The organism is Kitasatospora sp. NPDC001547 (assembly GCF_042894165.1).
Classification (GTDB): Bacteria; Actinomycetota; Actinomycetes; order Streptomycetales; family Streptomycetaceae; genus Kitasatospora.
Genome location: NZ_JBIAVL010000026.1, coordinates 57,945 through 72,129 on the forward strand (window position 1 = coordinate 57,945; position 14,185 = coordinate 72,129).

Genomic DNA, 14,185 nt, shown 5'->3' on the forward strand with positions numbered 1-14,185 from the left:
ACCACGGCCACCGGGCCCACGGCGGCCACCGGGCCCACGGCGGCCACCGGGCCCACGGCGGCCACGGGGCCCACGCCGGTCACCACCAGGCCCACGGCGCCGGCGGCACCAGCTGGCGGATGGCCGCGCAGGCGACCCTGCACTGCCTCACCGGCTGCGCCATCGGCGAGATCCTCGGCATGGTGCTCGGCACCGCCTTCGGCCTGCACAACGGCGCGACCGTGGTGCTCTCGATCCTGCTGGCCTTCGTCTTCGGCTACGCGCTGACCATGCGCGGCGTGCTGAAGGCCGGCCTCGACGTCGGCGCCGCGGTCAAGGTCGCGCTGGCCGCCGACACCGTGTCGATTCTGGTGATGGAGCTGATCGACAACACCGTGATGGTCACCGTCCCGGGGGCGATGGACGCCGGTCTCGGGGACCTGCTGTTCTGGGGGGCGTTGGCGGGCGCGCTGGCCCTGGCCTTCGTGCTGACCGTCCCGGTCAACAAGTGGATGATCGGCCGGGGGCGCGGCCACGCCGTGGTGCACGCCTACCACCAGCACTGATCCCGCCCCGAGGCGCCGGACCCCTCTCGCCTGCGGCCCGCACCGACCGTCGAACGGTCGGTACGGGCCGCGGCGCGTCCGGGGTCGGGGCAGGGGGTGTCCGAGGTTCCCGCCGGCCGCCGGGGTGCGGCCTACCGCGGGCCGCCCTCCAGGTCGGCCAGGGTCGCGTGCAGCCAGGCGAGTTCGGCTTCCGTGGTGGCGCGGGCGACCAGGAGCAGGCCGCGCCGGAACGGGTCGGCGAACTCCTCGGCGCCGACGGGGCGGTCGCCCTCGTAGAAGAAGCTGGCCGGCTCGGCGAGGAAGGACAGCCGGCGGCGGAGCACGGCGGCCTGGGCGGCGGGGTCGGCGAGGTGCCGAAGGAAGGCGAGCAGGGTGAACCAGCGGTTCTCGTCGCTGACGTCGAGCGGCTCGGGCTCGCGCAGCCGGTCGAGCAGCGCGGCGCGGCCGGCCTCGGTGAGGTGCAGGGTGTGCCGGGGCGCGGCCGCGCTGCCCGGTTCGGTCTCGCGGACCAGCAGGCCGTCGGCCTCCAGGCGCTTGATCGCGGGGTAGAGCGTGCCGTCGCTGATCGGGCGGACGTGGCCGGTGAGCGCGGCGAGGTGGCGGCGCAGCTCGTAGCCGTGCAGGGGGCGGTCGTACAGGAACCCGAGGATGGCGAGCTTCAGCATGGGGTCACTCTCTCAGATCCTTCCCTCGGGGCGTGGGTATATCGGTTACGCGATACCTCGATTGCGAGGTATGGTCCTGGTTGTCAGCCGGAACCCCCGAGCCGTCTCCCCGGCCTTCGGGGGCCGGCGACCCCGAACCGGCAAACCCTGGAAGAGGAGCGATTGAGCATGCGCGAGGCCCCCGTCACCCCGAACGGCGACCGGATCCGCTGGGTCGAGCTGCCCGGCGCCGAGCCGGCCCGCCTCTACCTGCACGGGCTCGGCGCCACCTCGCCGGCCTACTTCGCGGCCGCCGCCGTCCATCCGCGGCTCGCCGGGCGGCGCTCGCTGCTGCTGGACCTGCTCGGCTTCGGCCTCAGTGACCGGCCGACGGACTTCGGCTACACACTGGAGGAGCACGCGGACGCGGTCGCGGCGGCGGTGGCGGCCGCCGGACCGGACCGGGTCGAGGTGGTCGGCCACAGCATGGGCGGGGCGGTCGCGATCGTCCTCGCCCAGCGGCACCCGGGCCTGGTCGAGCGGCTGCTCCTGGTGGACGCCAACCTGGACCGGATCGACCTCGGCCGGCGCAACCCCGGCAGCAGCGGCATCGCGGCGTACACCGAGGAGGAGTTTCTGGCCGGCGGCCGGGACGAGGTGGCCGAGCGGGTCGGCCCGTTCTGGTGGTCCACCATGCGGCTGGCCGGCCCGGAGGCGGTGTACCGCAGCGCCCGCCACCTCGCCCGGGCGACCGTCCCGACGATGCGGGAGATGCTGCTCGGCCTGGACCTCCCGCGCACCTTCCTCCACCCGGAGGCGGACGGCGAGCCGGCGGGCGCCGACGCCCTCCGCGCCGCGGGCGTACGGGTGGTGGCGGTGCCGGACTGCGGGCACAACATCATGCTCGACAACCCGGACGGCTTCGCGGCCGCCGCGGCGGAGGCGCTCGGGCAGGGATGAGCGCGGACCGGCGGGCCCGGCCCCGACAGGCCCCGGGTCGACCGGGCTCGAACCCGCCGTAGGCTGAGGCGCACCGCCCGAGAGGAGCCCGCCCGATGCCCGTCGAGGTCCCGCCCGCGCTGGCCGCGTCCCTGGAGGAGTTCCTCGGCGCCGAGGGCCGGGCCTGGGCGGCCCGACTCCCCACCCTGGCGGGCGAGTTGCTCGACCGCTGGGAGCTGCTCCCGGACGGGCCGGTCGCGCACGGCATGGTCGCGCTGGTGCTGCCCGTGCTGCGGGCCGACGGCGCACCGGCCGTGCTCAAGCTCCAGCCCGTGGACGAGGAGACGGTGGGTGAACCGCTCGCCCTGCGGAGCTGGGACGGCCGCGGCGCCGTCCGGCTGCTCGACCACGAGCCGGCCACCGGCTCCCTGCTGTTGGAGCGGCTGGACCCCGGCCGCTCCCTGCTCGCCCTGCCCGACGACCTCGCGGCCCTGCGCGTGATCGCGGAGCTGCTGCGGGAACTGACGACGCATCAGGCACCGTCCGGGCTGAGGACCTTGGCGGACGGGTCGGCCCGGCTGTTGGAGCGGACGCCGGCGGCCGCCGCCTCCCTCGCCGACCCGGCCGAGCGGCACCTGCTCGCCGACTGCGCGGCCGCCCTGCGCGAGGTCCGCGCCGAGCCCGGCGACCGCCTGCTGCACTGGGACCTGCACTACGGCAACGTGCTGGCCCCGCTCCCGGGCAGCGGCCGGGCGCCCTGGCTGGCCATCGACCCCAAGCCGCTGGCCGGCCACCCGGGCTTCGAGCTGCTCCCGGCGCTGCGCAACCGCTGGGCGGACGTGGTGGCCACCGGCGATCCCGCCCGGGCGCTGCGGCGGCGCTTCGACCTGCTGACGGAGGCGCTGGAGCTGGACCGCGAGGTGGCGGCGGCCTGGACGCTGGCCCGGGTGCTGCAGAACGCGGTCTGGGCGGCCGAGGAGGGCGAGGCACGGCTGGACCGGCCCCAACGCGTCGTCGCCGAAGTGCTGTTGGGGCGCTGAGCGCGCCCGGCGAGTCGTTCAGCGCTCCCGCAGGGGTATGAAGCGCACCGGTGTCCCCGGCCGGGCCTGTGCGGCGGCCGCGAGGTCGCCGGCCGGCACGACGCCGATCACCGGATAGCCGCCGGTGGTCGGGTGGTCGGCCAGGAACACCACCGGCTGCCCGTCCGGCGGAATCTGCACCGCGCCCAACACCATTCCCTCGCTGGGCAGTTCGCCCTCCCGGGTGCGGGCGACCGGCGGGCCCTCGGTGCGCAGCCCGACCCGGTTGCCGGTCGGCGAGACCAGGTACCGGTCACGGCCGAGGCGGGCCACCGCCTCCGGGACGAACCAGTCCGCGCGCGGTCCGAGCCGCAGCCGGAGCACCAACTCGGCCGGGGGAGCGGGCAGCGGCACCAGCTCGGGCCGGGCCCGGTGCGGCGGCGGGGCGCCGACCGGCAGCCGGTCCCCGGCGGTCAGCGGGGCCGGCCCGAGCCCGGAGAGCAGGTCCGCCGAGCGGCTGCCGAGCACCGGCGGGACGGCGATCCCGCCCGCCACCGCCAGGTAGCCGCGCACCCCGGCCGTCGCCGCCCCCACCTCGACCACCGATCCGGCCGGCACCACGAACGGTGCGCCCCAGGCGGCCGGCCGGCCGTCCACCCGGACGGGCGAGGGCGCACCGGTGACGGCGAGCAGCACCGGTCCGACGGCCCGCAGCGCGACCCCGCCGAGCGTGGTCTCCAGCCCGGCGGCCCCGGGGCCGTTGCCCACCAGCCGGTTGGCCGCCCGCAGCGCGGGCTCGTCCAGCGCCCCGGCCCTCGGCACCCCGAGGTGGGCGACCCCGCGCCGCCCGAGGTCCTGGACCGTGGTCAGCGGTCCCGGCCGCTCCACCACCAGCTCGTTCAACGCCGCCTCCCCTCAGCCGCGTTCCGCCGTGAAGCGGACCCGGGTGCCCGGCGCCAGCAGGGCCGGCGGCTCGCGGTCGGTGTCCCAGAGGGGGAGCGCCGTCCGGCCGATCAGCTGCCAGCCGCCGGGGGAGGGGTGCGGGTAGACGCCGGTGTACGGGCCGGCCAGGGCCACCGAGCCGGCCGGGACGGTGCCGCGCGGGGTGGACCGGCGCGGCACCTCGTAGCGCGCCGGGAGGCCGGTGAGGTAGCCGAAGCCGGGGGCGAAGCCGCAGAACGCGACGACGTACCCGGGTTCGGTGTGGATCCGGACGGCGGCCTCCTCGGACACCCCCCACAGGGCGGCGACCTCGGCCAGGTCGGCGCCGTCGTACACGGTGGGGACCTCCACCAGCGGCCCGTGCGGCGCCCCGGCCGCCGTCGGGCGGGCGGTGCGCAGCAGGGCCGCCACCGCGTCGACCTCCGCGACGCCGTCCAGCAGCAGGGTGCGCGCGGCCGGCACCAGTTCCTCGACGGCGCCGAGTTCCCCCGCCTCCCGGCGCTCGGCCAGCCACTCGTACAGCGCCGTCACCTCGGCCGTCCCGGGCAGCTCGACCAGCAGCGCCCGGTCGCCGACCCGGCGCACCGTCCCCGCCGCCGGGCGCGCCGCCCCCGCCGTGAGGTGCGGTTCCGTCATGTGAAGGCCTCCACCCGGACCCCGGCGGAGGCCAGGGCGCCGCGGATCCGCCAGGCGAGCTGGGCGGCGCCGGGGGTGTCGCCGTGGACGCAGAGCGAGCGGGCCTCGACGGCGATCCGCTCGCCGCCGGAGGCCTCCACCGCGCGGTCCCGGGCGATGCCGACGGCGCGGGTGATCACCGACTCGGGGTCGTGCACCACCGCGTCCGGCTCGCGGCGCGGGACGAGGGCGCCGGTGCGGGCGTACGCGCGGTCGGCGAAGGCCTCGGCGACCACCGGGAGTCCCACGCCCTCGGCGACCTCCAGCAGCAGGGAGCCCGGCAGGCCGAGCACGGGCAGCGGCCCGTCGCAGACGGCGCCCGCCCGCAGCACGCCGGCCACCACGGCCTCGGCCTGCTCGGAGTCGCCGACCACCCGGTTGTAGAGGGCGCCGTGCGGCTTGACGTAGGAGACCTTGGAGCCGGCCGCGCGGGCGAACACCTGGAGGGCGCCGATCTGGTAGGCGATCTCGTCGGCGAGCTCCTCGGGGGGCACGTCCATCGCGCGGCGGCCGAAACCGGCCAGATCGCGGTAGGAGACCTGGGCGCCGATCCGGACCCCGCGCTCGGCCGCCAGCGCGCAGACCCGGCGCATCGTCGACGGGTCACCGGCGTGGAACCCGCAGGCGACGTTGGCGCTGGTCACCACGGACAGCAGCGCCTCGTCGTCGGTCAGGGTCCAGCGTCCGAACCCCTCTCCGAGGTCCGCATTGAGATCGATCACCGCATCGGCCACGCCCGTCCGCCTCCCAGCAGCTGTTGAGCCAGATGGTAGGGCCTGCGGATGAAGGCCGTTGTCCGTGACCCGGAGCGCCCAGCCGGCGCCACGGCGTGTGCGGGGGACCGCACGCCCCGGGGCGGCGCCGCGCCGGTCCGTGCCGGCCGGTGGGCGGAACGCGTCGGTGCCCGGACTCCGCGGAGCCCGGGCACCGACGGCGGGCGGTACGCCCCCTGGGGGCGCTGCGCCGCGTCCCGCCGTTACGCCGTGTAGGTGTAGGTCGCCGGCGCGCTGGTCCCGCCCGCCGTGGTGACCGTGACGCCCACCGGTCCGGGCTGGTCGCCCGCCGGGGCCGTGGCCGTGCAGAAGGACGGCCCGCAGGAGACGTGGGTGGCCGGCACCCCGCCGAAGGCCACCGTCCCGTACGTCAGGTTGCTGCCGATCACGTTCACCCTGGTCCCGCCGACGGCCGGGCCGGAGGCGGGGGAGAGGCTGCTGACCACCGGGGCGGCCGGGGCCGGCGGCGGGGCGCCGGTGTAGTCGAAGGCGGCGGGGGCCACGGCCGTGCCGCCGGGCGTCACCACGCTGACCGGGGCGCTGCCCGAGCCGCCCGGGGTGGTCACCGTGCAGGCGGTGTCGGTGCAGGTGCCGGGCGCCGGGACGCCGCCGACGAGCACCATGCCGTGGGCCAGGTCGCTGCCGCTGACGGTGACGGCGGTGCCGCCCGCCCCCGGGCCGGTGGTGGTGCCGAGGCCGGTGACGGCCGGGGCGGCCTGGACGGTGGCCGGCAGGGGGCTCCTGCTGACGAGGTCGTAGCTGGAGACGTGCCCGGTCGGGTCGGTGTCGTTCGGGTTGGCGACGGTCGCGGTGATCGTGCCGGCGATCGGCACGCCGGGCGTCGTGGCCAGGTTGAGCTTCATGAAGTTGTAGCTCCCGACCGCCCGGGTGGCGGTGAACACGGCCTCCAGGTGGCGGTGGTCGGGGGAGAGGACCGAGGTGAAGGTGTAGTCCTGCGGTGTGGGGAAGAACATCGCGCCGTCGGTGGTGACGCCCGGCGGCAGGTCGAGGGTGATGTGCGTCGGCCCGGTCAGGTCCGCGGTGCCGGACGAAGTCCAGCCCACCGCCATGTTGCCGGTGGTGAAGAACCCGCCGGGGTAGTTCCCGTTCTGCGAGACGGTCACGTGCTGGGCGGAGGTCGACGCGGTGACGGCCGGCGCGGCCGCGGCGGTGGCGCCGGTGGCGAGGACGGCGCCGGTGGCGAGGGTGGTCGCGGACAGCGCGGCGGCGAGGCCCGCTTTGGCCAGTCGGGTGATCATGGGTCGATCATCACCGAACCGACGCGCCGCCCTCACGGTTTTCTCGAACACGGGTCCGGCAATGGCGGAATCCCGTCGAAACCGCGTTCTGAACCGGCCTCCCGCACCGCCGCCCACCTGCCGCTCCGCCCGCCCGCAAGGTCCGTTTCGGTCGATGTCGGTGCGAACCTCTAATCTTGTCCTCCGTGACCGCCATCGCAGACCCGCCCACCGAGCCCGGCCTCCGACCGCCCGCCGGTCCGGCCGTCGCGCGCCCCGCGCCCGGCCCCGCCGCCGACGAGGGCCTGGCCCGCCGGCTCAAGGCGCTGGCCTGCACCGCCCCGCTGCACGACCTGGACAACCGCAAGGTCAACCTGGCCGGCGAGTACGGCGGCTACGCGATGGCCGAGGTCGGCCTCGCCGCGATCGACCTGGTCACCCTGCACATGGACTTCGACACCGGCGCCGACCGCGAGATAGTGCTCGCCCGGCTGCTGCCCCGGGTCGCCGCCCAGGCCGCCGGCCGCCCCGCCGCCGAGCACGAGCGGGTCGCCCGCTGGGTGCTGGAGTCGCTGATCAACGTCGGCAGCGTGGACCGCGGCTTCCGCGCCGTCTACGGCACCTTCGGCGCGGACGGCGAGTACGTCCGCCGCGACTACGACTTCAAGCTGATCGAGGAGGTCCCAGGACCCGACGGCGGCGTCTACCTGCGCACCACCGACGAGGCGGTCAACGTCCTGGTCGGCGCGCTCGACACCGACGTCACCTCGGCCCAGATCGCCGCCGAGGTCAAGCTGGAGGTGCTGATCCGCCGCGGCCGCCTGGCCGACGCCCAGCTCGCCGCGGAGCAGGCCCGCTACCGCACCGTCCAGTACGCCGAGACGCTGCGCCGCGCCCTGGACGCCACCCGCCGCAACGTCCGGGCGGTCGACTGGATGCGCGCCGTTCCGGACCTCATCGAGGAGGCGCTGGACCACATCGCGGACCGCTACCGGCACGAGAACGCGATTCTCACCAACATCCGCAAGGCCCGCGACGAGGCCGAGGAGCCGGAGCACAAGCGCCGCGCCGCCGAGCTGGTCGACATCGTCAAGGACTGCATCCGGCGCCACACCCAGCTCCAGACCCGCCTGCTGGAGGCCGGCCCGCTGTTCCGCGCCGAGCAGGACCGGCAGGCCTTCGCCACCCCCGGCGCCCGCAGCGGCATCGACCTCTACGGCCAGCTGCTCGCCCCCGTGCTGCGGCTGCCGATAGAGCAGGCCGTCCGCCCCACCGGCGCGTTCTTCGCCCGCGGCGCCGGTCTGCGCACCCCCGTCTCGGTCCGCGTCGCCGACCTGGTCGACCTGCTGCTCACCCCGCCGGTCGAGCGCGAGCACCTCGGCGCCGAGCTGCCCGACCCGGACCTGGTCGCCACCCCGGACGACAGCCGGTTCTCCGAGGCCCAGCTGGAGTCCGCGATGGTCCTGCTCGACCTGCCCCCGGACGCCCCCCGCCGGCTCTCCGGCCTGCTCGCCGACGCCCGCAAGCAGGACCCGGACCTGCCGTACCTGGTCGCCCTGCTCGCCGTGCACGCGGCCAGCCCGCCGGTCGGCACCGCCTATCGCCAGGGCGAGGAGCGGCTGCTGTTCGCCGTGGACGACGGCACCCCGCTGCGCGACCAGGAGTTCGGCGGCGCCGACCTGATCGTCGGCAGCGCCCTGCTCGACGCGGCCGGCATGGCCGCCGACCGCAAGGACGCCGGCTGACGGCCGGGAAGCACGCACCGGGCCGGCCCTCCGGGACCAGACCCGCCGGAACCCACCTTGACGAACCGTAACCACCGCGCCACCCCCGAGGAGCACCGCCCGTGACGACCCACCACGACACGTCCTGGGCGGCCGAGAGCGAACCCGCGGCCCCCGCGCCGATCACCCCGGCCGACGTCGCCGACGCCGCCCGGCTGGTCTCCTTCGGCCTCCAGGCCAAGCTGCTGCCCGCCCGGGACGCCGAGTACGCCGAACTGGTGCGCCGCCACCGCGAGGACCCGCCGTTCGCCCGGCTCGCCGACGCCATCGCCACCGGCATGGGCCTGGTCGTCCTGGAGGTCTCCCCGCGGGCCGGCATGGCCGTGGCCGCCGCCGAGGACTCGCTGTTCGCCGTCCGGATGGGCGACTACTCGCGCCGCGCCGCCTCCGAGTCCACCGACCGCTTCCTGCACGGCCTCGCCCACCTGGCCGTCGCCGCGCTGGCCTTCCCCCGCCCCGAGGACCTCGCCGACGACGGCTACCTCGGCCGGATCACCGTCAACGGCGTCGACTCCTTCGTCCGCCAGGCCTGCCGCCGCCTGGAGGAGCAGGCCGACGCCGAGGGCGCCAACACCGACCCGGCCTCCGACGCCCCCGGCCTGGAGGCCGCCTGGCGGGTGTGGGCCCGGCGCACCGCCACCGGTGCCACCAAGGACGCCCGCCGGCTCTCCGGCTCCACCATCGGCATCGTCGCCAAGGCCGTGCTGTTCCTGGTCGACTCCGGCTTCCTGCAGAAGGTCTCCGACGACTCCGGCGGCACCTACCGCACCACCGCCCGCTACCAGCTCCAGGTGCGCGACCTGGCGGGCAGCGCCGCCATGGCCGAACTGCTCGACCTCGGCATCGTCCCGGTCTCCGACGGCACCGCCAGCCTCCTGCCGCCGGACACCGGCGACGAACTGGTCGCCGACGCGGGGCTGCCGTTCCACTCGCTCTGAGCCCGGGGCTCCGGGTCCACCCGCTCGGAGCCCCACCGCGCCGGCCGCGGCCCACCCGCCCCGCGCCGGCCCGCGCCCATCCCTCACGCCACGCAAGCCACGGAGAACCGCCGCACATGTACGAGCTCAACCGGGTCCGCCTCTACTCGATCGGACCGGCCGGCGCCCGCTACGCCGACACGGTGCTCGACCTGCGCGGCGTCGGCGAGCCGGTCGCCGACCCCGCCCCGCAGCAGATCGGCCTGTTCGGCGAGGACCCCGACGGCCCGGTCCGCCGCCCCGCCCCGGCCGGCGTGCTCTTCCTGGAGAACGGCGGCGGCAAGTCCGTCCTGCTCAAGCTGATCTTCTCGGTCATGCTCCCCGGCCACCGCAACACCCTCGGCGGCGCCAGCTCCGGCGTGCTGCGCAAGTTCCTGCTCGCCGACGACTGCGGCCACGTCGCCCTGGAGTGGCAGCACACCGTCACCGGCGAGCTGATCGTGGTCGGCAAGGTCAGCGAGTGGCGCGGCCGCCAGGTCTCCTCCGACCCGCGCAAGTTCGCCGAGACCTGGTACTCCTTCCGCCCCGGCCCCGGCCTGACCCTCGACTCGCTGCCGGTCGCCGAGCGGGTCAGCCTGGCCGGCGACCAGAAGGCCCGCGGCCGCCGCCGCACCATGAAGGGCTTCCGCGACGCCCTCACCGAGGCCGGCAAGGCCCACTCCCACCTCGACCTGGTCTTCGAGGACGGTCACGACCGCTGGACCGAGCACCTCGGCGAGCTCGGCCTCGACCCCGAACTCTTCCGCTACCAGCGCGAGATGAACGCCGACGAGGGCGAGGCGGCCGGCCTCTTCGCGGTCAAGCACGACAGCGACTTCACCGACCTCCTGCTGCGCGCCGTCACCGACACCCGGGACACCGACGGCCTCGCCGACCTCGTGCACGGCTTCGCCGCCAAGCTCGGCCGCCGCGCCGAACTCACCGCCGAACGCGACTTCACCGCGGGGTCGGCGGACCTGCTGGAGCGCATCGCCGAGGCCACCACGGCCCGCGAGACGGTCCGCGAGGCCCACCGCACCGCCGAGCGCCGCACCCGCCGGCTCGCCCACGCCCTCGCCTCGCGCGCGGCCGCCGAACGCGACCGCGCCCAGGACCTCGCCATCGAGGTCGCCGCCGCCGCGAGCGCCGTCACCGCGGCCGAGGCCGACCGCACCCGGCACAGCCTGATCGCCGACGAACTCACCTACCGGCACGCCACGTTGAGCCTCACCGCGGCCACCGCCGAGGCCGCCGCGCTGCGCCGCGAACTCATCGACGCCCGCACCCTGCACTCCGCCTGGCAGGCCGCCGAGGCGGTGCTGCGCCAGCGCGCCGCCGCCGACCGGGTCGCCCGGGTCGCCGCCGCGATCCGCGAGGCCGAGCTGGACGCCGCCCCCGCGCTGGCCGCCCGCGCCCGCGCCGCGACCGCCCTGGCCCGCGCCCTGGAGGCCGCCGCCGCGGCCGCCGAGTCCCGCGCCGACGCCGAGGAGGAGCGCGCGGGCGAACTCCAGCAGGACGGCGGCAAGGCGCAGTCCGACGCCACCGAGGCCGCCACCGCCGCCCAGAAGGCCCGCAGCGAGGCCGAGCACCTGCGCCAGCGCCTCGCCGAGGTCGAGCAGGAGACCGAGGCCGCCGTCTCGGCCGGCTTCATCGACGCCGACGGCGACGTGGACCCGGCCCGCGCCGCGCTGCACGCCGCCGACGTCGAGAAGGCCGCCGCCGCCGCGCTCGCCCAGGCCCGCGCCGCCGCCGAGGCCTCCGCCGCCCGGCTCCGCGAGGCCGCCGCCGCCACCTCGCGCGCCGAACTCGCCGCCGAGCGGGCCGGCGACGCCCGCAAGGACGCCGCCCGGGCCCTCGCCGCCGAGCAGCGCACCGCCGCCCTGCTCGCCACCGAACAGCGCCTCGCCGACCTGCTCTCCCTGACCGCCTACCAGGACGGCGCGGAGGAGGACGCGGGCTTCCTCACCCCCGCCGTGCTCGACCGCAACGCCGAGTACCTGCGCGAACTCCTCGACGAGTCCATCGCGACCGCCGAACGCACCCTGTTCGACCTCCGGACGGCCGCCGCCGACGACTCCCGCATCCTCGCCGCCCTCGGCGACGGCGGCCTGCTGCCGCCCGGCCCGGACGTGCTCGCCACCGTCGAGTACCTCGCCGAGCACGGCATCCCGGCCCTGCCCGGCTGGCGCTACCTCGCCCAGTCCGTCGACCCGGCCGACCACGACGCGATCCTCGCCGCCCGCCCCGAACTGGTCGACGGCGTGGTCGTCACCGACCCGGCCTCGCTGGAGCGCGCCCGCGAGGCCCTGCAGGCCGCCGCCCTGCTGCCGCGCTCCACCGTCGCCGTCGGCGCCGCCGCCTCGCTGATCGCCCCGATCACCGACGAGCCCGCCTTCTTCCTCGTCCCGCCGAACCCGGCCATGCACGACGAGTCCGCCGCCGACGGCGAGCGCCGCGACCTGCGCGCCCGGGTGAGCGCCCGCGAGGAGCACATCCGCGAACTGGCCGGCCGCCTCGGCGCCGACCGCGCGCTCGCCGCCCGCCTCGCCTCCTGGCACGCCAGCTGCCCGCCCGGCACCCTCGCCGAACTCGCCGCCGCCGCCGAGGCCGCCCGCGAGCAGGCCGAGCAGGCCGCCGCCGCCCTGGCCACCCTGCGCGCCGACCACGACGAGGCCGAGACCGACCACGCCGCGGCCGCCTCCGCCCACGAGGAGCACCGCGAGGCCGCGCAGCGCGCCCGCCGCCGCGCCGACGCCCTCTCCGGCCTCGCCTTCCGGCTGCGCGAGCGCGGCAACTGGGCCCGCCGCCAGCGCGAACTCGCCGAGGACGCCGCCGAGTGCGACCGCCGCCAGGCCCTGTGCGCGGAACGCGCCCGCACCTGCGACGAGGACCGCCGCGCCGCCCAGCGCGCCGCCGACGACGCCCGCCGTACGGCCCGCGCGCTGCGCGCCGAACGTGCCGAGATCCCCGCCGCCGAGCAGGCCGACGAGCCCGCCGAGGCCGCCCCCGCCGCGCTGCCCGCCCTGCGCGAGGCCTACCGCGCCGCCTCCCAGCTGTACGAGAAGGTCGGCGTCGGCGCCGACCTGCGCGCGGAACAGGCCCGCGCCGAGGGCGACGAGGCCGCCGCCGCGGCCGAACTCGACCGCCTCACCAACAAGGTGCGCACCCGCGCCGAGGAGCTCCTCGGCAGCCCCGACGGTGCCGACGGCCCGGCCCGGCAGGCCGCCGCCGCCCGGGCCGAGGAACTGGTCGCCACCATCGAGGCGCGCTCCGCCGTCGCCAGCGAGCAGCTCGGCCGGCTGCGCGGCGAGGCCGAACGCTCCGCCCCCGCCGACGGCGAGGCGCACACCGAGCTGCCCGAGGACCTCGTCCCCACCGACCCGGAGCACGCCCAGGCCCTGCTGCGCACCGCCACCAGTCGGCTCGCCGAGCGCCGCGAGGCCCTGGACGCCGCCCGCACCGCCCACACCGACCTCCAGCGCACCTTCGACACCGCCCAGGCCGCCGCCGCCGACTTCGACGAGCTGGCCGGCCAGCTGCGCGACGGCCTGCGCGACCACCAGGAGGACCCGGAGGACCCGGTCGAGCCGTACCTCGGCTCGCTGGCCGAGGCCCGCACCGGCGCCACCGAGGCCCGCCGCGCCCTGCGCACCGCCGCCGGCGAGCTGTCCTCCGCCGAACTCGCCGTCCGCGACGCCTCCGACGCCCTGGTCCGGCACGCCAACGCCGCCCGCTACGAGGCCGTCCGCACCCCCGCCCGCCAGCAGATCCGCGAACTGCCCGCCTCCGCGCTGCCCGAGCACGCCGCCGCCTGGGCCGCCGCCTTCGCGCCCCGGCTGCGGGTGCTCACCGACGAGCTCGCCCAGCTGGAGAAGAACCGCGGCTCGATCGTGGACCGGCTGCGCGGCCTGGTCGAGTCCTCGCTCACCACCCTGCGCGCCGCCCAGCGGCTGTCCCGGCTGCCCGAGGGCCTGGGGGAGTGGTCCGGCCAGGAGTTCCTCCGGATCCGCTTCGAGGACCCGGACCACGCCACCCTGGTCGAGCGCCTGGGCGAGGTCATCGACGAGGCCACCCGCGCCGCGGTCAGGAAGAACAGCGACCTGCGCCGCGACGGCATGTCCCTGCTGCTGCGCGGGGTCGCCGCCGCGATCGGCCCCAAGGGCGTCAGCGTCGAGATCCTCAAGCCCGACGCGGTGCTGCGCGCCGAACGGGTCGGCGTCGGCCAGATGTCCGACGTCTTCTCCGGCGGTCAGCTGCTCACCGCGGCGATCGCGCTGTACTGCACGATGGCCGCGCTGCGCGCCAACGACCGCGGCCAGTCCCAACTGCGGCACGCGGGCACGCTGTTCCTGGACAACCCGATCGGCCGCGCCAACGCCACCTACCTGCTGGAGCTCCAGCGGGCCGTGGCCGACGCGCTCGGCGTCCAGCTGATCTACACCACCGGCCTGTTCGACACCACCGCGCTCGCCGAGTTCCCGCTGGTGATCCGGCTGCGCAACGACGCCGACCTGCGGGCCGGCCTCAAGTACATCTCGGTGGAGGAGCACCTGCGTCCGGGCCTGCCCGCCGCGCCGGACCCGGACGGCCCGACCATCCACGGCGAGATCACCGCCACCCGGATGTTCAAGCGCCCCGCGGAGGTTCCGGCTCAGCCGTGAAGTGGATAG

At 76.8% G+C, this 14,185-nt stretch carries 11 protein-coding genes; 6 read left to right on the plus strand and 5 right to left on the minus strand.

What is annotated here, in order from left to right:
* The first annotated feature begins 119 nt into the window (after positions 1-119).
* Positions 120-545 carry a DUF4396 domain-containing protein gene (locus ACFY0X_RS31810; protein WP_387759825.1) on the plus strand — a complete coding sequence of 142 codons (426 nt, stop codon included), beginning with the start codon at positions 120-122 and terminating at the stop codon, positions 543-545.
* Positions 546-676: 131 nt separating this feature from the next.
* Here ACFY0X_RS31810 and ACFY0X_RS31815 read toward each other — a convergent pair whose 3' ends face one another.
* Positions 677-1,210: a PadR family transcriptional regulator gene (locus ACFY0X_RS31815; RefSeq protein WP_387759786.1), complete on the minus strand. Its 534-nt coding sequence runs from the start codon at positions 1,208-1,210 to the stop codon at positions 677-679.
* 168 nt (positions 1,211-1,378) lie between these two features.
* Here ACFY0X_RS31815 and ACFY0X_RS31820 point away from each other — a divergent pair, with 168 nt between their 5' ends.
* Both ACFY0X_RS31820 and ACFY0X_RS31825 read left to right on the plus strand, forming a co-directional pair.
* Entirely contained in the window at positions 1,379-2,149 is a 771-nt protein-coding gene (locus ACFY0X_RS31820) for an alpha/beta fold hydrolase (RefSeq protein WP_387759787.1), read from the plus strand.
* Between the two features lie 95 nt (positions 2,150-2,244).
* On the plus strand, positions 2,245-3,168 hold the full coding sequence (locus tag ACFY0X_RS31825) for an aminoglycoside phosphotransferase family protein (protein ID WP_387759788.1): 924 nt from the start codon (positions 2,245-2,247) through the stop codon (positions 3,166-3,168).
* Between the two features lie 18 nt (positions 3,169-3,186).
* On the opposite strand, the gene ACFY0X_RS31830 is transcribed toward ACFY0X_RS31825, so the two are convergent.
* From ACFY0X_RS31830 to ACFY0X_RS31845, 4 genes are all read right to left on the minus strand, one after another.
* Entirely contained in the window at positions 3,187-4,050 is an 864-nt protein-coding gene (locus ACFY0X_RS31830) for a biotin-dependent carboxyltransferase family protein (protein ID WP_387759790.1), read from the minus strand.
* Between the two features lie 12 nt (positions 4,051-4,062).
* Entirely contained in the window at positions 4,063-4,725 is a 663-nt protein-coding gene (gene pxpB, locus ACFY0X_RS31835; protein WP_387759791.1) for a 5-oxoprolinase subunit PxpB, read from the minus strand.
* Positions 4,722-5,498: a LamB/YcsF family protein gene (locus tag ACFY0X_RS31840; protein WP_387759792.1), complete on the minus strand. Its 777-nt coding sequence runs from the start codon at positions 5,496-5,498 to the stop codon at positions 4,722-4,724. Before ACFY0X_RS31840 ends, pxpB begins: the two co-directional genes overlap by 4 nt.
* Before the next feature lie 242 nt (positions 5,499-5,740).
* Positions 5,741-6,796: an IPT/TIG domain-containing protein gene (locus ACFY0X_RS31845; RefSeq protein ID WP_387759794.1), complete on the minus strand. Its 1,056-nt coding sequence runs from the start codon at positions 6,794-6,796 to the stop codon at positions 5,741-5,743.
* 185 nt (positions 6,797-6,981) lie between these two features.
* On the opposite strand from ACFY0X_RS31845, the gene ACFY0X_RS31850 reads away from it, so the two are divergent.
* The 3 genes from ACFY0X_RS31850 (at position 6,982) to ACFY0X_RS31860 (ending at position 14,176) form a co-directional block, all read left to right on the plus strand.
* Positions 6,982-8,520, plus strand: a complete 1,539-nt coding sequence (locus ACFY0X_RS31850) for a hypothetical protein (RefSeq protein WP_387759796.1) — start codon at positions 6,982-6,984, stop codon at positions 8,518-8,520.
* A gap of 101 nt (positions 8,521-8,621) precedes the next feature.
* Positions 8,622-9,497, plus strand: a complete 876-nt coding sequence (locus ACFY0X_RS31855) for a hypothetical protein (RefSeq protein ID WP_387759797.1) — start codon at positions 8,622-8,624, stop codon at positions 9,495-9,497.
* A gap of 116 nt (positions 9,498-9,613) precedes the next feature.
* Positions 9,614-14,176, plus strand: coding sequence for a hypothetical protein (locus ACFY0X_RS31860; protein ID WP_387759799.1), 4,563 nt, complete (start codon positions 9,614-9,616; stop codon positions 14,174-14,176).
* Positions 14,177-14,185: the final 9 nt, after the last annotated feature.